At 69.6% G+C, this 17212-nt stretch carries 15 protein-coding genes; 9 read left to right on the forward strand and 6 right to left on the reverse strand.

What is annotated here, in order from left to right:
* The 4 genes from AC07PV_RS18930 (at position 1) to AC07PV_RS18945 (ending at position 3848) form a co-directional block, all read left to right on the forward strand.
* Positions 1 to 885, forward strand: a complete 885-nt coding sequence (locus AC07PV_RS18930; protein WP_492807869.1) for a LysR family transcriptional regulator — start codon at positions 1 to 3, stop codon at positions 883 to 885.
* A gap of 67 nt (positions 886 to 952) precedes the next feature.
* On the forward strand, positions 953 to 2629 hold the full coding sequence (locus tag AC07PV_RS18935) for a DUF4139 domain-containing protein (protein WP_494631040.1): 1677 nt from the start codon (positions 953 to 955) through the stop codon (positions 2627 to 2629).
* A gap of 164 nt (positions 2630 to 2793) precedes the next feature.
* Entirely contained in the window at positions 2794 to 3324 is a 531-nt protein-coding gene (locus tag AC07PV_RS18940; protein ID WP_494631042.1) for a phosphatidylglycerophosphatase A family protein, read from the forward strand.
* Positions 3321 to 3848, forward strand: a complete 528-nt coding sequence (locus AC07PV_RS18945) for a CinA family protein (RefSeq protein ID WP_218296767.1) — start codon at positions 3321 to 3323, stop codon at positions 3846 to 3848. Before AC07PV_RS18940 ends, AC07PV_RS18945 begins: the two co-directional genes overlap by 4 nt.
* Before the next feature lie 140 nt (positions 3849 to 3988).
* On the opposite strand, the gene AC07PV_RS18950 is transcribed toward AC07PV_RS18945, so the two are convergent.
* A complete protein-coding gene (locus AC07PV_RS18950) occupies positions 3989 to 5260 on the reverse strand; it encodes an IPTL-CTERM sorting domain-containing protein (RefSeq protein WP_255591576.1) in 1272 nt (423 codons plus the stop codon).
* Between the two features lie 439 nt (positions 5261 to 5699).
* Between AC07PV_RS18950 and AC07PV_RS18955 the strand changes: the two genes are divergently transcribed.
* Together AC07PV_RS18955 and AC07PV_RS18960 are read left to right on the forward strand one after the other, a co-directional pair.
* Complete coding sequence (locus AC07PV_RS18955; protein ID WP_494631043.1) at positions 5700 to 6593, forward strand: alpha/beta fold hydrolase; 894 nt, start codon at positions 5700 to 5702, stop codon at positions 6591 to 6593.
* A gap of 219 nt (positions 6594 to 6812) precedes the next feature.
* Positions 6813 to 8690 carry a patatin-like phospholipase family protein gene (locus tag AC07PV_RS18960; RefSeq protein ID WP_218296765.1) on the forward strand — a complete coding sequence of 626 codons (1878 nt, stop codon included), beginning with the start codon at positions 6813 to 6815 and terminating at the stop codon, positions 8688 to 8690.
* Positions 8691 to 8801: 111 nt separating this feature from the next.
* On the opposite strand, the gene AC07PV_RS18965 is transcribed toward AC07PV_RS18960, so the two are convergent.
* Positions 8802 to 9626: a UPF0149 family protein gene (locus AC07PV_RS18965; RefSeq protein ID WP_369643606.1), complete on the reverse strand. Its 825-nt coding sequence runs from the start codon at positions 9624 to 9626 to the stop codon at positions 8802 to 8804.
* Between the two features lie 157 nt (positions 9627 to 9783).
* On the opposite strand from AC07PV_RS18965, the gene AC07PV_RS18970 reads away from it, so the two are divergent.
* From AC07PV_RS18970 to AC07PV_RS18980, 3 genes are read left to right on the forward strand one after another with little or no spacing between them, the layout of a single operon-like run.
* The gene (locus tag AC07PV_RS18970; RefSeq protein ID WP_218341201.1) at positions 9784 to 11526 is read left to right on the forward strand and encodes an FMN-binding glutamate synthase family protein; all 1743 of its coding nucleotides are present in this window, start codon (positions 9784 to 9786) and stop codon (positions 11524 to 11526) included.
* Positions 11523 to 12335 carry a BUD32 family EKC/KEOPS complex subunit gene (locus AC07PV_RS18975; RefSeq protein ID WP_494631044.1) on the forward strand — a complete coding sequence of 271 codons (813 nt, stop codon included), beginning with the start codon at positions 11523 to 11525 and terminating at the stop codon, positions 12333 to 12335. Before AC07PV_RS18970 ends, AC07PV_RS18975 begins: the two co-directional genes overlap by 4 nt.
* Positions 12336 to 12348: 13 nt before the next feature.
* A complete protein-coding gene (locus tag AC07PV_RS18980) occupies positions 12349 to 12777 on the forward strand; it encodes a GNAT family N-acetyltransferase (protein ID WP_494631045.1) in 429 nt (142 codons plus the stop codon).
* A gap of 333 nt (positions 12778 to 13110) precedes the next feature.
* Here AC07PV_RS18980 and AC07PV_RS18985 read toward each other — a convergent pair whose 3' ends face one another.
* From AC07PV_RS18985 to AC07PV_RS19000, 4 genes are all read right to left on the reverse strand, one after another.
* Positions 13111 to 13596, reverse strand: coding sequence for a putative toxin-antitoxin system toxin component, PIN family (locus tag AC07PV_RS18985; protein WP_494631047.1), 486 nt, complete (start codon positions 13594 to 13596; stop codon positions 13111 to 13113).
* Complete coding sequence (locus AC07PV_RS18990) at positions 13586 to 14890, reverse strand: THUMP domain-containing class I SAM-dependent RNA methyltransferase (RefSeq protein WP_218296759.1); 1305 nt, start codon at positions 14888 to 14890, stop codon at positions 13586 to 13588. Before AC07PV_RS18990 ends, AC07PV_RS18985 begins: the two co-directional genes overlap by 11 nt.
* Positions 14887 to 15369: an acyl-CoA thioesterase gene (locus AC07PV_RS18995; protein ID WP_218341196.1), complete on the reverse strand. Its 483-nt coding sequence runs from the start codon at positions 15367 to 15369 to the stop codon at positions 14887 to 14889. Before AC07PV_RS18995 ends, AC07PV_RS18990 begins: the two co-directional genes overlap by 4 nt.
* Positions 15370 to 15460: 91 nt before the next feature.
* Positions 15461 to 17050, reverse strand: coding sequence for an RNA polymerase factor sigma-54 (locus AC07PV_RS19000; protein ID WP_218296757.1), 1590 nt, complete (start codon positions 17048 to 17050; stop codon positions 15461 to 15463).
* Between the last annotated feature and the right edge of the window lie 162 nt (positions 17051 to 17212).

Raw genomic sequence — 17212 nt, forward strand, 5'->3', positions numbered from 1 at the left:
ATGAATCAGACCTTCGACTGGAGCCTGGTGCAGTCCTTCCTGGCCGCGCTCGACCAGGGCAGCCTGCTGGGCGCGGCGCGCGTGCTGAACGCGAGCCAGCCCACCATCGGCCGCCACATCGCCGAGCTGGAGGCACAGTTGGGCGTGGTGCTGTTCGAGCGCACCGGGCGCGGGCTGCTGCCCACGGCCACGGCGCTCCAGCTGGCCGAATCGGCGCGCGCGATGGAGGCCGGCGCGCACCAGCTCGCGCGCAGCGTGTCGGGCGCGCAGGCCGGGGTGAGCGGCACCGTGCGCATCACCGCCAGCCAGCCCGTGGCCTGCGCGCTGCTGCCCCCCGTGCTCGCGCGCATGCGGCAGGCGCTGCCCGAGGTGCAGGTGGAGCTGGTGGCCAGCAACGAGGTCACCAACCTGCTGCGCCGCGAGGCCGACATCGCGCTGCGCATGGTGCGCCCCAGCCAGGCCAGCCTGGTGGCCAGGCGCATCGGGGCGGTGACCCTGGGCGCCTACGCCCACCGCGACTACCTGCGCCGCAAGGGCGTGCCGCGCCAGCCGGCCGACCTGCTTCAGCACGAGCTGATCGGGAACGACCGGCACGAGGACATTCCGCAGGGCTTCGCGGCCATGGGCTACCCGGTGGAACGCCAGCATTTCGCGTTCCGCACCGACGATCTCATGGCCTACTGGGCGGCCGTGCGCGCGGGCCTGGGCATCGGCTTCGTCGGCCGCTACCTGGCCCGCACCGATCCCGAGGTGGTGGCCGTGCTGCCCCTGCTGCCCCTGCCCGAGCTGCCCATCTGGCTCACGGTCCACCGCGAGATCCGCACCAGCCGCAGGATCCGCGCCGTGTATGACTTCCTGGCGCACGAGGTCCCGGGGATGCTGTGAGCATCCGGCAACGCCACACGGCTGCTAGCATCCCATTTCCGTTTGTCCACCGCGCCCGAGGAACCCCGTGATCCACTTCCCCATCGCCCTGCGCTTGCGCGCTCCACGCCCGCTGCGGCACGCGTGCCTGGCCGGCCTGGCCGTGCTGTGGAACGTGGCCCCGGCGGCCCTGGCCCAGGACACCTCGCGCATCACGCGCGTCACCGTCTATCCGGGCAGCGCCACCGTGGAGCGCGTGGCCAAGGTGCCCGCCGGCGCGCGCAGCCTCACGCTGGCCTGCCTGCCCGCGTCGCTGGATGCGCAAAGCCTGCAGATCAACGCCGACCCCGGCGTGCGGGTGGGCGAGTTCAATGTGCTCACCGAAGACCGCGATGTGGTGGCCGCCTGCGCCAGCCCCCTGGACGGCCGCATCCGCGAGCTGGAGGACCAGATCGCCGGCGTGAAGGCCGAGGCCTCGGCGCTGCAGCTGGTGGACAGCTACCTGCGCGGCGTGGCCCACGCGGGGCCCGCCCCCGGCGATGCGGCGGCGGCGGGCCGCACCGGCGGCCTCGCCCCCGCACCCGCGCAGATCACCGCGACGGCCGAGGTGCTGCGCAAGTCCGGGCAGGACAGCTTTGCGCGCGCGCACCAGCTCCAGCGCAAGCAGGAATCGCTGGAACTGGCGCTCAAGCCCCTGGTGGCCGAGCGCGAGCGCGTGGCCAGCCAGCGCGCGCGGGTGGTGTCCGTCACCATCAACCTCGCCACCGAGCGCGAGGCCGAGCTGCGCCTGTCCTACCAGGTGCGCGGCCCGGGCTGGCAGCCCACCTACCGCGCCACGCTGGACGCCGGCCAAGCCAAGGTGCTGGTCGAGCGCCAGGCGCTGGTGGCGCAAAACAGCGGCGAGGACTGGGGCAACGTGCAGCTGACCCTTTCCACCGGCCAGCCCGGCCGCGCCACCCAGGGCCGCCTGCCGCGCGCCTGGACGCTGGACGTGGCACCGCCGCCGCAGCCCGTGGCCGCGGCGGCCCCCATGATGGCCATGGCCCCGCCCGCCCCCGCGCCCGCGGCCCGCGCGCGCAATGTGGCCGAGGAGGCCATGCCCACGTTCGACGTGAGCGCCACCGACAAGGGTTTCGCCACCGAATTCGCGGTGCCGCAGCGCATCACCGTGCCATCGAGCGGCCAGCGCGTGACGCTGGCGCTGGGCAGCCACGCCGCGCCCGCCACGCTGATCACCCGCACGGCCCCCGCCGTGGAAGAAGCCGCCTACCTGGTGGCCGACATCGCCCAGCCGCCCGGCGTGTGGCCCGCGGGCCCGGCGGGCCTGTACCGCGACGGCGCGTTCGTGGGCAGCGGGCGCATCGACTTCGGCACGCCCAGCCCGGGCGCTCCGGCGGGCAGCACCAGCCTGTCGTTCGGCCGCGATGAACTGGTCACGGTTCGGGCCGAGCCCGCGCAGGACCTGACCGGCAGCACGGGCTTCACCGGCTCGCGCACCGAGCGCAAGACCCGCCGCGCCTACAGCGTGGAAAACCGCCACAAGACCGGCATCACGCTGCAGGTGCTGCATGCCGCGCCGGTCTCGCGCAACGAGAAGATCGAGGTCGAATCGCGCTACCAGCCCCAGCCCGCCGACATGGCCTGGAACCGCACGCCCGGCACCGTGGCCTGGCAGCAGGCCCTGGGCGCGGGCGCCACGGCGCAGTTCAGCGCCGAGCACACGATCCGGTATCCCAAGGATGTCGAGCTGCAAGAGCGCCAGTAAATGATGAGGCACCCCCTGAGGCGCTTCGCGCCGTCACCCCTCTCTCGCTGCGCGGGAAGGGGACGCACCCGGTGGCCTGGCAAAGCCAGTTTCACAGGTACGCTGGCCTTGTGCGCGCCAGCTCCATACGCCGTGGGTTGCACGAAGCACCGTTGATTGTTGATATGACCCCCAGCTCTCCTTCCGCCCACACACCCGCCCCCCGGCGCCCCACCGTGGCGTTCATGTTTTCTCACCCGGCGCACTTCATCGCCCTGGGTTTTGGCGCCGGGCTGTCGCGCGTGGCGCCGGGCACCGTGGGCACGCTGTGGGCCTGGCTGAGCTACCTGGTGCTGCAGCAATGGCTGTCGCCCCAGCACATGGGCCTGCTGATTGCAGGGAGCACCGTGGTGGGCTGGTGGGCCTGCACCGCCACCGCCCGCAACATGGCAGTGGCCGACCCCGGCAGCATCGTGTGGGACGAGATCGTGGCCTTCTGGCTGGTGCTCTGGCTGGCCATGCCCATGGGCTGGTGGGGGCAGCTCGCGGCATTCGCGCTGTTCCGCTTCTTCGATGCCGCCAAGCCCGGCCCCGTGGGCTGGGCCGACAGCCTGTTCAAGGGCTTTGGCTGGCGCGGCGGCTGGGGTATCTTGTGGGACGACTTTGTGGCAGCCTTCTGCACGCTGCTGGCCATTGCACTGTGGAGGTTCCTATGACAACCGCATCGCTATCGAATGAAGAGCTGCTGGCGCTTGATACATCAGCGCTGGAGGCCAATTTGACGCAAATTTCCCTGCGGCTGCTGAAACACAGCCACCTGCTGGCCACCGCCGAGAGCTGCTCGGGCGGCATGATCGCAGCGGCCTGCACCGACCTGGCGGGCTCCAGCCAGTGGTTCGAGCGTGGTTTTGTCACCTACTCCAACACCGCCAAGGTCGACATGCTGGGTGTGCCCGCCGCCCTGATCGAACAGGACGGCGCCGTGAGCGAGTCCGTGGCCCGCGCCATGGCCGACGGGGCGCTCACCCATTCGCAGGCGCAGGTCAGCCTGGCCGTGACCGGCGTGGCCGGCCCCACGGGCGGCAGCGACGCCAAGCCCGTGGGCACGGTGTGGTTTGCCTGGTGCGTGAATGGCGAAACCCACAGCGAGATGCAGCACTTTGCGGGCGACCGCGCCGCCATCCGCACGGCCACGGTGCGCTATGCGCTGCAGCGGCTGCTGGCCTGGTTGCCCGCCTGAGGCGGCGTTGCCTTGCGCCGCCTCACGTCGTCTCACGCCGTTGATTCGCGTTACCGCGGTACCGCACCGTCTGCGGCTTCCGCTTGGGCTATACGGTTGAACGCACATCCGCATGAGACGGCGCCCGCAGGCGGGTCGGCCTATGCGCGGCCGCGAAAAACACCGCGCCGCCTTGCAGGGATCGCTGCCAGCCCGAGCAGACCTGCCAGCAGCACCAGCCCCCACGACGAAAGCGTGGGCACGGCCATGGCCGCCCCCAGAGCCACGGCAAACACCCCCGACAGCAGGCCCAGGTTCTGCGGATTGCCGTGGGCGTCGCGCGCTCCCGTCACCTGCACGTCGACCGCCGGGAGCACCAGATTGCCCGCGCCCACGGTGAAGCTCTGCACGTAGTGCGTGCTGTCCGTCCAGCTGCCGCCCGTGGGCGTCAGTACGGCAGCCAGGCCCGGCTGGTTGGGGAAGCTCAACACCGGCGTGCTGGCGGTGTCCATGGGTTCGCTGAAAGTGATCGTCAGCGTGAAGAGCTCCCCGGCGCGCAGGATGCTGCCGCCCCGCTGCGTGGTCAGGTCGCTGCGCAATACGGCGGTGCTGGGCGCGACCGCCAGGACGCTGGGGTTCCTGGTGTCGATGCTGAACACGCCCGTGAGTTCGAAATCGGTGTTCTTGTTGTCGGGGTCGTCCTTGCGCCCCACGCCGCCGGCGATCAGCACGTTGATGCTGTCGAACTGCTCGTCGCCATCGGCAATCGTCCAGGTCACTATGTAGCGGTTGCGGTTCGCCCATGTGGATGTGACATTGCCGAGCGTGAGCGGCGTGCCGCCCGTGTTGGTGAACACCAGGTTCGTGCACAGATAGTTGAGCGGCACCCCATTGGGGCACCCGCCATAGTCGCTGGCAATGTCATACCGGATAACGAATGTGACGGTTTTCCCGATGTCGGCGTCGGTGAGGACATGGCCGCTGCCGGCCGGGTGCACCAGGATGCCGCCATCGATGACACCCTTCATGTCGACGACATGCGGGGGAGGGATGTAGAGAATCTCGAACACGTCGGCCTGAAAGCCGGGGGACTGGACCGCGCCCACGGTGTCCTTCGCGCCGCTGACCGCCACGTCCACCGGGCTGATGTTCACGACCATGCTGGCGGTGCCATAGTTCTGCCGGAACGTCGTGGCATCGAGCCAGGTCGAGGTGGTGGGCACCAGAAACGCCCCGGGGTCTTCACCCACCGTGGGAAACGAGATGACCGGAGTGACGGCGGTGTCCATGGCGACGTCGTAGGTCACCGTCAAATGAAAGGCGTCACCGCCCGATACCGGGGAGTCGCTGGGCACGACCGATACCATCGCCGGAGCCGCCAGCACAAACGGTGCCGCCAGGCACAGGCACCACGGCAGCAGCAGCCGTGCCATCAGCCGGCCCCGCCCCCTTGAAATCACGCCCACCCCAAGCCCCGCCCCGCCTGTACAGGCCATCTCTGTCGTACCCACAACCATTCCTTTTTCGGCCCACAGGGCCTGTTTCTTTTTTTCGCGCCGAGCACCTTGCCGAACCACCGGTGGAATTCAGAACCTGCGAGGGAAAACCCGGTGCCACGCGGGGCTGCCGCGCACCGCGCCCCAGGCTGCTGCCGGCTGCATGCGGACACCCCGGGGTGCCACCGCGCGAGCCGGCCGTCAGTGTAACTTTACGTAAACAAAGACGATCCGGCGGCGGCCCCGCGGCGCGAACTGGGGCACCCGGTCGCCAACGCGCCCCTCGCGCGCACCCACCACCGCGTCCACCGCCAGCGCGCTCTTGCGCTGCAGCGCTGCGGTGTAGCATGGGCGCACCTCATTCGCGGCGCACACCATGCACTGGTTCCAAGGATTCAACACCCAACGTATCGCCACGGGCGGGGCAGATATCTTTGTGCGCACGGGCGGCAACGCCGAGGGGCCGCCGCTCTTGCTGCTGCACGGCTTTCCGCAAACGCATGCGCTGTGGCACCGCGTGGCGCAGCAACTGCAGCACGACTACTTTTTGGTGATGCCCGATTTGCGCGGCTATGGCGACTCGTCGCACGCCCCCGGCCTGCCCGGCCACGCCAACTACAGCAAACGCGCGATGGCGCAGGACATGGCCGAGGTCATGACGGCGCTGGGCCATGAGGCGTTCTTCGTGTGCGGCCACGACCGGGGCGGCCGCGTGGCGCACCGCCTGGCGCTGGACCACGCGGCGCGCGTGCGCAGGCTGTGCGTGATCGACATCGCGCCCACGCTCGACATGTACGCCCGCACCGACATGGATTTCGCGCGGGCCTACTACCACTGGTTCCACCTGATCCAGCCCGCGCCGCTGCCCGAGACCATGATCGGCGGCAACGCGCGCGCCTACCTGCACGCCAAGCTGGGCGGCTGGGGCAGCGCGGGCCTGGCCCACATCGAACCCCAGGCCCTGGCCGACTACGAGCGCTGCTTTTGCACGCCCGAGGCCATCCACACCGCGTGCGAGGACTACCGCGCCAGCGCGGGCATCGACCTGGACCACGACCGCACGGGCCGCGCGCAGGGCGAGAAGATCGCCTGCGACACGCTGGTGCTGTGGGGCGAGCACGGCGTGGTGCACCGGCTGTTCGATCCGCTGGCACTGTGGCAGGCGCAGTGCGCGGGCGCCGTGACCGGCCAGGCCGTGCCCGCCGGGCACTTCATCCCCGAGCAATTGCCCGAGGCCACGGCCGGCGCGCTGCGCGCCTTCATGCGCTGACGGCGCGGGCCCGGGCCGCGCACGGACCACAATCGCCGCGGCAGGCGTGCATTTGTTCACGCAGGCCCCGGCCGGCGCCTGCCGCCGGGCACGCGCAGGGGCTCCGGCGTTCCTAGAATCCGCCGCTTCGCAGCTGCGGAATCCGTTGCGAAGGCCTGTGCGCAGGCACCCCGTTTTCCGCAGCGCCCCCCCAAAACAAGCCCTGCCGATTGCGCGACCATGCCCCCTTTCACCGCCACCCAGAACCAACTGCTCACCGAGCACCTGCGCAGCTTTCTGCACGGCATCGAGCCCGAGGCGCTGGAGCTGCTGCGGGCCCACCTGGAATGGGTGGAGGTGCCCGGCGGCAGCACGCTGATGGCGCAGGGCGAGCCGGGCGAATCGATGTACCTCACGGTGAGCGGCCGCCTGCGCGCCTATGTGCGTGGCGACGACGGCCACCAGCGCCGCGTGGCCGACATGGGGCGCGGCCAGGTGATCGGCGAGATCAGCCTGTTCACCGATGCCCCCCGCGCCGCGACCGTGGTGGCCGTGCGCGACTCGGTGCTGGTGCGCCTGACCAAGGACGTGTTCAAGACCCTGCTGGCCAGCAGCGCGCAGGTGTCCATCGCGCTCACGCGCCAGATCATCCAGCGCCTGCAGTCCGGGACGGCCGCCAACGTGGCCGCGCTGGAGCGCCCCGTGGCCATGGGGCTGCTGCCGATCAGCGCCGGGGTGGACCTGCAGGGCTTCGGCCAGGGCATGGCACGCCAGCTGGGCCTCATCGGCCGCGTGCGCGTGGTGGATTCCGCCACGGTGGACGCCGAACTGCGCGAGGCCGGCATCGCGCAGCGCGAGGGCGCCGACGCCACGGCCAACCGGCGCATCGCCATGCTGCTCGACGAGATCGAGGCGCGCAACGACTTCGTGCTGCTGGTGGCCGACCCCGAGCCCACGCCCTGGACGCGCCGCGTGAGCCGCCACTGCGACGAGCTGCTGCTGCTGGCCGACGCGCAGGCCGAGCCCGCCCTCCACGCCATCGAGGAGCAGTGCCTGCTGCGCCGCGCGCCGCTGGCCGAGGCCGCCGAGATCCTGGTGCTGCTGCACCCGGCCGGCACCCGGTGCCCGCAAGGCACCCAGCGCTGGCTGGACCGCCGCCCCGTGGCCGACCATCTGCACGTGCGCCCCGCCCTCGACCGCGACATGGCGCGCCTGGCCCGCATCCAGAGCCGCACGGCCGTGGGCCTGGTGCTGGCCGGTGGCGGCGCGCGCGGCTTCGCGCACCTGGGCGTCTACCGCGCGCTGCAGGAAGAAGGCGTGGAGATCGATTGCGTGGGCGGCACCAGCATCGGTTCGGTGATGGCGGCGTACGTCGCCTCCGACCAGCCGCTGGAGGCCGTGATGGCCAATGCGCGCGAGGCCTTTCGCACCAACCCCACGGGAGACTTCAACCTGCTGCCGCTGCTGTCGCTCATCAAGGGCCGGCGCCTGCGCCACATCCTGCACGCGGCCGTGGAGCGACTGGTGGGCTTCCCCGCGCAGATCGAGGACCTGTGGAAGAACTACTACTGCGTGGCCACCAACTACTCCAAGGCGAGCGAGCAGGTCGTGCGCCGGGGCAGCCTGGTGAAGTCGCTGCTGGCCAGCATCTCCATCCCCGGCGCGCTGCCGCCCGTGGTGCACGAGGGCGACTTGCTGTGCGACGGCGGCACGTTCAACAACTTTCCGGTGGACGTGATGCGCGGCATGCGCGGCGTGGGCACGGTGATCGGCGTGGACCTGAACTTCAGGAAGCCCCGGCGCATCGACCTGGACGACGTGCCCACGAGCTGGGCCCTGCTGCGCGACAAGCTGCGGCCGCGCGCCAAGCGGCGCTACCGGCTGCCGTCGCTGGCGAGCTACCTGATGAACGTGACCATCCTGTACAGCATGTCGCGCCAGCGCCAGTCGCAGCAGCTCACCGACCTGTACTTCAACCCGCCCATGGACCGCGTGGGCATGCTGCAGTGGAACCGCTTCGAGCAGATCGTGCAGCAGGGCTATGCGCACGGTACCGAGGTGCTCGACGCGCTGGATGCCGTGCGCCGCCAGCGCATCGGCGGGCTGCGGGCGGCCTGAGAAGCAGCCCGCACGGTGCGCGGGTTTCAAATCAAAAAAGGCCGTGGCGCTTGCGTGACAAGCGCCAATTGCTATTTATTTAATAGCAACCCGACCGATAGAGACCGGGACTCAGGTCGCCCCGTGGCACTTCTTGTACTTCTTGCCGCTGCCGCAGGGGCAGGGGTCGTTGCGGCCCGGCTCGGGGGCCTTGCGCACCGTTTCCACGCGCGGGCCCATGCTCTTCCAGATCTGGCGCAGGTCGTACACGGCCCAGATGGCTTCGCCGAAGGCCTCGACGCGCGCCTGGCTGGTGCTGGGCGGGCCGTCCTCGCTGTACATGCAGACCTCGGGCTTGCCGGTGTCGTCCTCGGTCAGCGCGACGATGCTGTCCAGCGCGTCGTCCAGCCACCGGGCGGCCTCCTTGTCGCGCGGGGCGGCCCAGTCCTCGGGCCAGTTCTCCACGGCGAACATGAAGCCCAGGGCCCAGACCTGGCCGAAGGACGGGATTTCCTGGTCGTCGCCCATCTCCGCGCGCTGCTCGTCGGTGAGGCTGGCCACCGCGCCGCGCATGTCCATGGCCTCGGGCTGGAAGGTGCGGTCGTCATCCAGCGTTTCGACCTTGGTGTCCAGCTGCGCCACGATCTCGTTCCAGCGGCGGTCCCACAGCGCGAGGAAACGCGCCTGCTGGGCGGCATCCGCGAAGGCGGGCAGCAGCGGCAGGGGCTCGCCCTCGGCCACATCGAGCTCGGCGCCGTCGCCCAGCAGCATGGGCAGGTATTCGGCGGGGGCGATGGGGCGGCGGCTGCAGATCACGGCGGTCATGAAACCGTCGCAGAACTCCCACTGCGGGATTTCCTCGCCGCGCGAACGCAGGTCGTCCAGGATGTTGTCGATCTCTTCGAGTTCGTCGGGGCCCAGCCCCAGGGGGGCGGCGGCAGGCGTGGTATCGGTCATGGCAGGGCTCCGGTCAATCGCTCAGGGGCGAAGAAGAACAATTTTTTACTTCTATGATGCTGCGCAGGTCCGCCGCTTGCGGCCGGGCCTGCGAAAAGGCGGCCAGTGTAGCCCTCTCGCCGCCTGGCGCCCGGCATCCCGCAGAATCAGGACCCCCATGATCCACCAACTCAACTCCCTGTACCCGGTGCGCTACACGGCCTTCGCGCTGTGCGTTTTCGGGCTGCTGCTGTCGCTGTTCGCGCTGGTGGCCTTTAGCGTGGGACTGCCCGTGGTGCTGGTGTTCGCCGCCCTGGTGGCCGTGGGCGTGTACGACCTGCAGCAGTCGCGCCACGCCATCCTGCGCAACTACCCGGTCATCGGCCACATCCGCTTCATGCTCGAATACGTGCGGCCCGAGGTGCGCCAGTATTTCATCGAAAGCGACAGCGAGGCCGCGCCGTTCTCGCGCGCGCAGCGCTCGCTGGTGTACCAGCGCGCCAAGGGCGACCCGGACAACCGCCCCTTCGGCACCCACCTGGACGTGGGCGCGCAGGGCTACGAATGGGTGAACCACTCGCTCGCGCCCACACAGCTGCCGTCGCACGACTTTCGCGTGTGGATCGGCGGCAACCCGGATGCACCGTCGCCGTCCGTGGCGCCCTGTACCCAGCCCTACCACGCGAGCGTGTTCAACATCTCGGCCATGAGCTTTGGCGCGCTGTCGGCCAACGCCATCCTGGCGCTCAACCAGGGCGCCAGGAAGGGCGGCTTCGCGCACGACACGGGCGAGGGCAGCATCAGCCAGCACCACCGCGTGCACGGCGGCGACCTGATCTGGGAGATCGGCTCGGGCTACTTCGGCTGCCGCAATCCCGACGGCACGTTCAGCGAAGAGCGTTTTGCGGCCAACGCCACCGACCCGCAGGTCAAGATGATCGAGCTGAAGCTGAGCCAGGGCGCCAAGCCCGGCCACGGCGGCGTGCTGCCCGGGGCCAAGGTCACGGCCGAGATCGCGGCCGCGCGCGGCGTGAAGGAAGGCGAGGCCTGCATCTCGCCCGCCAGCCACAGCGCCTTCCGCAACCCGGTGGAGATGATGCAGTTCATCGCCAGGCTGCGCACGCTCTCGGGCGGCAAGCCCACGGGCTTCAAGTTCTGCCTGGGCCACCCGTGGGAGTGGTTCGCCATCGTCAAGGCCATGCTGGTCACGGGCATCACGCCCGACTTCATCGTGGTCGACGGCGCCGAGGGCGGCACCGGCGCGGCCCCGGTGGAGTTCAGCGACCACGTGGGCGCGCCGCTGCAGGAGGGCCTGCTGCTGGTGCACAACACCCTGGTGGGCGTGAACCTGCGCGACCGCGTGCGCATCGGCTGCGCGGGCAAGGTCATCAGCGCCTTCGACATCGCCCGCATGATGGCGCTGGGCGCCGACTGGTGCAACGCGGGGCGCGGCTTCATGATGGCGCTGGGCTGCATCCAGGCGCAAAGCTGCCACACCGGCCACTGCCCCACGGGCGTGACCACGCAGGACCCGCTGCGCCAGCAGGCCCTGGTGGTGCCCGACAAGGCCACGCGCGTGGCGCAGTTCCACCGCAGCACGCTGCACGCGCTGCAGGAGCTGGTGCAGGCCGCCGGCCTCACCCACCCCAAGGACATCACGGCCCACCACATCGTGCGCCGCATCAGCGACACCGAGGTGCGCCTCTTGTCCAACCTCATCACGCGCATGCTGCCCGGCGCGCTGCTGGGCCCGCTGGACGCGCAGCACAACGTGTTCCGCCTGTACTGGCCCCTGGCCAGCGCGCACAGCTTCCAGGCCAGCGAGCCCGCGCTGGAGCCCTCCATCCCGCACCATGTGGAGCTGGTCCATGCGGCGGCGGCAGGCACCGCCGCCGCGGTGGCAGGGGACGCGGCCGTATGACGATGGACACCCCCGGGGACACCCCCGACTACCGCGCCTTCCTGCAGCAGCACCTGGCCACGCAGCCCCACGCGGTGATGGCCCACGTGCTGGGCGGCGAACAGATCTGGATCAAGCGCGCGGGCGCGCCCCACGGCACGGGGCGCTACCGCGCCATGGCCGCGCTGGCCGGCCTGCTGCGGCTCCCGGTGCTGCGCCCCGTGCCCAACCCCGGCGGCACCGCCGCCATCGCCACCGAGGTGCGGCGCCTCACGGACCTGGCGGCGCGGGGTGTGCTCGTGCCCGTGGTGCTGGCCGCGCAGCGAGATGGCTTCGCGATGCGGCACCTGGGCCGCACGGGGGAGGAGACCCATTCGCTGGGCAACGAGATCGACCATGCCGTGCAGGCGGGCGACACGGCGGCCGTGCTGGCGCTGTGGCAACAGGGGCTGGACACACTCGCCCATGTGCACCGCCAGGGCACGTGCCTGAGCCAGGCCTTTGCGCGCAACCTGGTGCGCTGCCCCGATGGCGAAGTGGCCTGCATCGACTTCGAGGACGATCCTGCGTCCGTGCTGCCGCTGCCGGTATGCCATGTGCGCGATGCGCTGTGCTATGCGCACTCCACGGCCATCTATCTGCACCAGAGCGGCACGCTGGGCGAGGGGCGCGAGCGCTGGGCGGCGTGGGTGGCGCATGGGAGCACGGAGATGCGGGAGGTGCTGGCGACCAGCGTTCGCCGGATGGGGTGGATGCGGCAACTGCCTGCGAGCCGCAAGCTGGGGCGGGACTTGCAGCGGGTGCGGGCGGCGTATGACTTGTTGGCATGACAAGACTAGCGCGATGAACGACTATGAGATTTACACCCCCACAGCAGAAGAAGTCCACTCCGGCGTCCTCGGCCGCCGGATGCGGCAGTTCAACTACGGATTTGTTGGCGAATACGGCCAGACGCAGCCAGTGTGGGTGAGCGCACGTGACACCAAGGGTGAATTGCTGGGCGGGCTGCGCGGATTCGTGTTTCTGCAGTGGCTGAATGTGGAACTTCTGTTTGTCGACGAATCGGCCCGGAACCAAGGGCTGGGCCGAAGCCTGCTGGCTACGGCGGAACAGAAAGCCCGCGAGCTGGGTGCGCACAGCGCGACGCTGAGTACCTTTGAGTGGCAAGCGCGGGGCTTTTACCTCAAGCAGGGCTATGAGGAGTTCGGACACATCGACAACTACATCCAGGGCTTTCAGCTGGTGTACATGAAGAAGGTACTCGCACCTTGATGTCTCCGGGCAGGGAGACTGGATCTTCAGAAGCGCTAGACGAACCACAGCCAGATGGCCACGCCCAGACACCCCAGCGAGAGCACAACAAAGGCCCAGCAGAGGCCAGGAATGCCACCGATGGCAGTGAACTTGTTCGCCTGCAGCCCCTCCTGTTCAGCGCGTGACAGGGGGTCCACTCCGACAGCCCGACCAGAAGATGGCGGTACAGCCCAGATCTTATGGTCCGACGTTCGCTCGAACTGACGCGCATCGAATGCAAGGTACGCGAAGAAGCCTGAGAGGACTAGAAAACCCAATGGTCTCATACCGATCCTTCCAGTGACGGCCGCATCAAGCCACTGGAGCGACGGACGCTTCTTCCAGCACCAACTCCGTCGCCACATCCGCGCCCAAGCTCAACAACCGCTTGCGCATACAAATCACGGCCTTGTCCTTGCTCAGCAAAATCGCCCGGTGCGCGGCGGCCAGGTCGATGAACTTCTGGTCGTCCGCGTCCTTGCACACATAGGCCACCCTGGGCGCAACATCCACCAGCTGCACCTGCACATCAAACGCGGACAGCACCTGCGCCGCGTCCACGCGGTAGTAGTCCATGCGCTCTGCGATGTGCGGGTAGGCCAACACCCGCTCCAGCTCATCGCGCATGACCTGCGTGGCGATCCATGACAGGCGCCCCTGGGCCAGCAGCGTGCGCAGCGGCGCGGTACGCGGGTCGCTGAAGATCAGCAGGTCCAGCGCCACGTTGGTGTCCACCACCACGGGGCGCGCGGGCTCGCCCTCAGCGGCCTCGGCGGGCAGCGAAAGCTCAACCCGCATCGCGCGGGCCGCCGGCATCGGGCGCCTGGGGCGGCGCCTTGGCACCGCGGTCGCGCACCGCGCCCTTGATCATGTCGAAGCGGAACATGCGGCATTCGATGGGGCCGTTCCACATCGGCACGCGGCGCGACTCCTTCAGGCGCATCTTGCCGGGCAGCTTGAGGTCGGGCGTGAGCATCCAGGCCGTCCAGCCGCTGTAGTTCTTCTTCCAGTGCGCGGCCAGCTGGCTGAAGAACTCGCCGCCATCGTCGGTATGGGCTTCTTCACGGCCCACGGCCAGGCCCTGGGCACGGTCGGCCGCGCGCTCGCTGGCATTGCGGCCCGCGGCACCGGCCGCGGCGATGCGTTCGCCGTACGGGGGGTTCAGGAGCATCACGCCGGGCTGCTCGCACGGCGGCATGCGCTGCAGCGCATCGCCTCCGCGCAGCTGCACGGCGCCCGCCACGCCGGCGCGCTCGGCATTGCGCTCGGCGAAATCCACCATCCGGAAGGCGACGTCACTGCCGAAAATAGGTACAGCGCTTGTCTGTATTGCGCCTTCAGCTTCATTTTTAATAGCAGACCAGACATGGGCCTGGTAGGGCAGCAGTTTCTCGAACGCAAAGCGGCGCAGCCTGCCCGCCGGAATGCGGCAGGCGATCTGCGCGGCCTCGATGGCGATGGTGCCGCTGCCGCAGCAGGGGTCGTACAGCGGCTGGGGGTTGTCGCCGTGGGGGTCCCAGCCGCTGGCGGCGATCATGGCAGCGGCCAGGGTCTCCTTCAGCGGGGCGTCGCCCTTGTCCTCGCGCCAGCCGCGCTTGAACAGCGGCTCGCCCGAGGTGTCGATGTAGATGGTGGCTTCGTCGGTGGTCAGGTGCAGGTGGATGCGCACGTCGGGCCACTGCGTGTTCACGTCGGGGCGCACGCCGCTCTTGGCGCGAAAGCGGTCGGCCACCGCGTCCTTGACCTTGAGCCCCGCGAAATTGAGGCTCTGCAGCGGGCTGTGCTGGGCGGTCACCTCGACCTTGAAGGTCTGGCGCGTGGTGAACCAGATTTCCCAGGCCACGTCGCTGGCGGCGGCGTAGAGGTCGTTCTCGGAGCGGTACGGGCGGTGCGCCAGCTGCACCAGCACGCGCTGGGCCAGGCGGCTGTGCAGGTTCAGCAGCAGCGCGTCGCGCCACGAGGCGCGCAGCAGCACGCCGCCCCGGCCCACCAGCAGATCCTGCCCCGTGAGGCCGGTGATGCCATGCACCTCGTCGGCCAGGAAGCCCTCCACACCGGCGGCGCAGGGGAGAAAAAGTTGGAGTTGGTTCATGACGATGGTGAGGATACGCGCTCGGAAAGTGCGTGTGAATCCGGCGTGCCGGCACGGGCCAGCAGCAACTGGCGGATGGAGTCCGGGATCGGCGCCACCTTGCGGCCGGCCTTGCCGATGAAAACGATGCCGATCTTGCCGCGCGCCACCTCGCGGCCCGAGGTCTTCTCGGTCATGCAAAAGACCAGGTCGAACCCATAGCGGTTGAAGTCCGCAGGCGCCATCTCCACGCGCATGGTCTCGCCGTGGAACCCCTCGGACTTGTACTGCGCCACGATGTCTCCGACCACGATGGACAGCCCGCCCACGTCGGCCTCGGGGTAGCCGAGTGACTGGAAAAACCGCACCCGGGCCTCGGACACGAGGCTCAGCAGCTGCGCGTTGTCCAGGTGCCCGCCCTGGTTGACGTGGCTGATGTAGATCTGCATTTCGGTGGCGAAACCGAAGTGCGCGGGAAGGTCGAAGACGATGCGGGCCATGGACGGGGTGGCGAAGTGAGAGGGAAAGACGGCAACGGAGCGGAAAAACGGGCCACCAGGCGCATGCGCCGTGCACGCGCTCGCAAGGCGCCTACAGCGCCTTGCGCAGATTCGCCGGCGCGATCTTGAGCGCCTCGCGGTACTTGGCGACGGTGCGGCGCGCGCACTCGATGCCCTGCTCCTTGAGCATCTCGGCGATCTGGCTGTCGGACAGCGGCTTGGTCGGGCTCTCGGCGGCCACGAACTGCTTGATGAGGGCGCGCACGGCGGTGCTCGACGCATTGCCGCCGGTCTCGGTGCCCAGGCCCGAGCCGAAGAAGTACTTGAGCTCGTAGGTGCCGATGGGCGTGGCCATGTACTTGGCCGTGGTCACGCGGCTGATGGTGGACTCGTGCAGGCCCAGCTCGTCGGCGATGTCGCGCAGCACCAGCGGGCGCATGGCGAGTTCGCCGTGGGTGAAGAAGTTCTTCTGCCGCTCCACGATGGCGCGCGAGACGCGCAGGATGGTGTCAAAGCGCTGCTGGATGTTCTTGATGAACCAGCGCGCCTCCTGCAGGCGCTGCTGCATGCCCTGGTGGCCCTCGCCGCCCTTGTGGCCGCGCAGGGCGCCGGCATAGATGTCGTGCACGCGCAGGCGCGGCATCACGTCGGGGTTGAGCTGCACGATGAAGTTGTGCTGCCCGTCGCGGCCATTGGCGCGCCCGGCCTTGCGCACGATCACGTCGGGGATGATGATGTTGCGCTCCACGTCGGCGAAGCGGCGCCCCGGGCGCGGCTCCAGCCGGGCGATCAGCGCCATGGCGGCGCGGGTGCGCTCCTCGCTGTCGCCGCAGGCCTGCGTGAGGCGGCGCACGTCGCGCCGCGCCAGCATCTCCAGCGGCTGCTGGCACACGCGCAGCGCGGTCTGCACGGTGTCGGGGTCGATGTCGCTGTCCTCGTCGGCGGCCAGCGCCTTGAGCTGCAGCGTCAGGCACTCGGCCAGGCCGCGCGCGCCCACGCCCACGGGCTCCAGGCTCTGCAGCAGCCGCTGTGCCACGGTGAAGCGGTGCACCAGTTCCTCGATCTGCTCCAGGTCGTCGGGCCCGGCCAGGCTGATGGCCAGCTCTTCGAGCGGATCCTCCAGGTAGCCGTCGTCGTTGAGCGATTCGATCAGGAAGCGCAGCGCGGCGCGGTCGATCTCGGACAGGCGCAGCGCCAGCGCCTGTCGGTGCAAAAAGGCGGTCAGCGATTCGTGCGTGCGGGCCAGCTCGGTGGCGTCGGCCTCGTCGCCTTCGGCGTCGTTGCGGTTGCGGGCGGGGGCGTCGCCGCCCCACTCGGCGTCGTTGGGCGCCATCTCCACCGTGCCGTCGCCGCTCCAGTCGGGCTCGTCGGCGCCCGCGCTCGGAGTTTCAGCATCATTTTGAGCCTCAGCGCTGGTACTGCTTGCGCTGGTAGCTCCTGAAAAAATAGCATCATCCGCGCTGTAGTCGTCGGCCTGGGCCGGCGTATCGGCGGCTTCCAGGCCAAACTCCTCGCGCGGCGCCTCGTCGGCGTTGCGTTCGAGGAACGGGTTTTCGTCAAGCATCTGCTCGACTTCCTGCGAGAGTTCCAGCGTGGACAACTGCAGCAGCCGGATGGACTGCTGAAGCTGGGGGGTCAATGCAAGATGCTGCGAGACGCGCAGCGAGAGTCCAGGTTTCATTGATTGAGCGCCGCCGGGCCGCCCCAAGGCGCGAACGCCCCCTCGGGGGGCAGCGAACCACGCGCAGCGGGGAGCGTGGGGGTACCGTACCGCGCCGCCGGGCCGCCCCAAGGCGCGAACGCCCCCTCGGGGGGCAGCGAACCACGCGCAGCGGGGAGCGTG

It is taken from the genome of Acidovorax sp. GW821-FHT09A11 (assembly GCF_059418365.1).

What these genes read in the sequence shown, in the direction of transcription:
- AC07PV_RS18975 (WP_494631044.1), top strand. Translation starts at nt 11,523, where the DNA reads ATGACGATGGACACCCCCGGGGACACCCCCGACTACCGCGCCTTCCTG.
- AC07PV_RS18955 (WP_494631043.1), top strand. Translation starts at nt 5,700, where the DNA reads ATGCACTGGTTCCAAGGATTCAACACCCAACGTATCGCCACGGGCGGG.
- AC07PV_RS18990 (WP_218296759.1), bottom strand. Translation starts at nt 14,890, where the DNA reads ATGAACCAACTCCAACTTTTTCTCCCCTGCGCCGCCGGTGTGGAGGGC.
- AC07PV_RS19000 (WP_218296757.1), bottom strand. Translation starts at nt 17,050, where the DNA reads ATGAAACCTGGACTCTCGCTGCGCGTCTCGCAGCATCTTGCATTGACC.
- AC07PV_RS18985 (WP_494631047.1), bottom strand. Translation starts at nt 13,596, where the DNA reads ATGCGGGTTGAGCTTTCGCTGCCCGCCGAGGCCGCTGAGGGCGAGCCC.
- AC07PV_RS18960 (WP_218296765.1), top strand. Translation starts at nt 6,813, where the DNA reads ATGCCCCCTTTCACCGCCACCCAGAACCAACTGCTCACCGAGCACCTG.
- AC07PV_RS18930 (WP_492807869.1), top strand. Translation starts at nt 1, where the DNA reads ATGAATCAGACCTTCGACTGGAGCCTGGTGCAGTCCTTCCTGGCCGCG.
- AC07PV_RS18965 (WP_369643606.1), bottom strand. Translation starts at nt 9,626, where the DNA reads ATGACCGATACCACGCCTGCCGCCGCCCCCCTGGGGCTGGGCCCCGAC.
- AC07PV_RS18945 (WP_218296767.1), top strand. Translation starts at nt 3,321, where the DNA reads ATGACAACCGCATCGCTATCGAATGAAGAGCTGCTGGCGCTTGATACA.
- AC07PV_RS18980 (WP_494631045.1), top strand. Translation starts at nt 12,349, where the DNA reads ATGAACGACTATGAGATTTACACCCCCACAGCAGAAGAAGTCCACTCC.
- AC07PV_RS18970 (WP_218341201.1), top strand. Translation starts at nt 9,784, where the DNA reads ATGATCCACCAACTCAACTCCCTGTACCCGGTGCGCTACACGGCCTTC.
- AC07PV_RS18940 (WP_494631042.1), top strand. Translation starts at nt 2,794, where the DNA reads ATGACCCCCAGCTCTCCTTCCGCCCACACACCCGCCCCCCGGCGCCCC.
- AC07PV_RS18995 (WP_218341196.1), bottom strand. Translation starts at nt 15,369, where the DNA reads ATGGCCCGCATCGTCTTCGACCTTCCCGCGCACTTCGGTTTCGCCACC.
- AC07PV_RS18950 (WP_255591576.1), bottom strand. Translation starts at nt 5,260, where the DNA reads ATGGCACGGCTGCTGCTGCCGTGGTGCCTGTGCCTGGCGGCACCGTTT.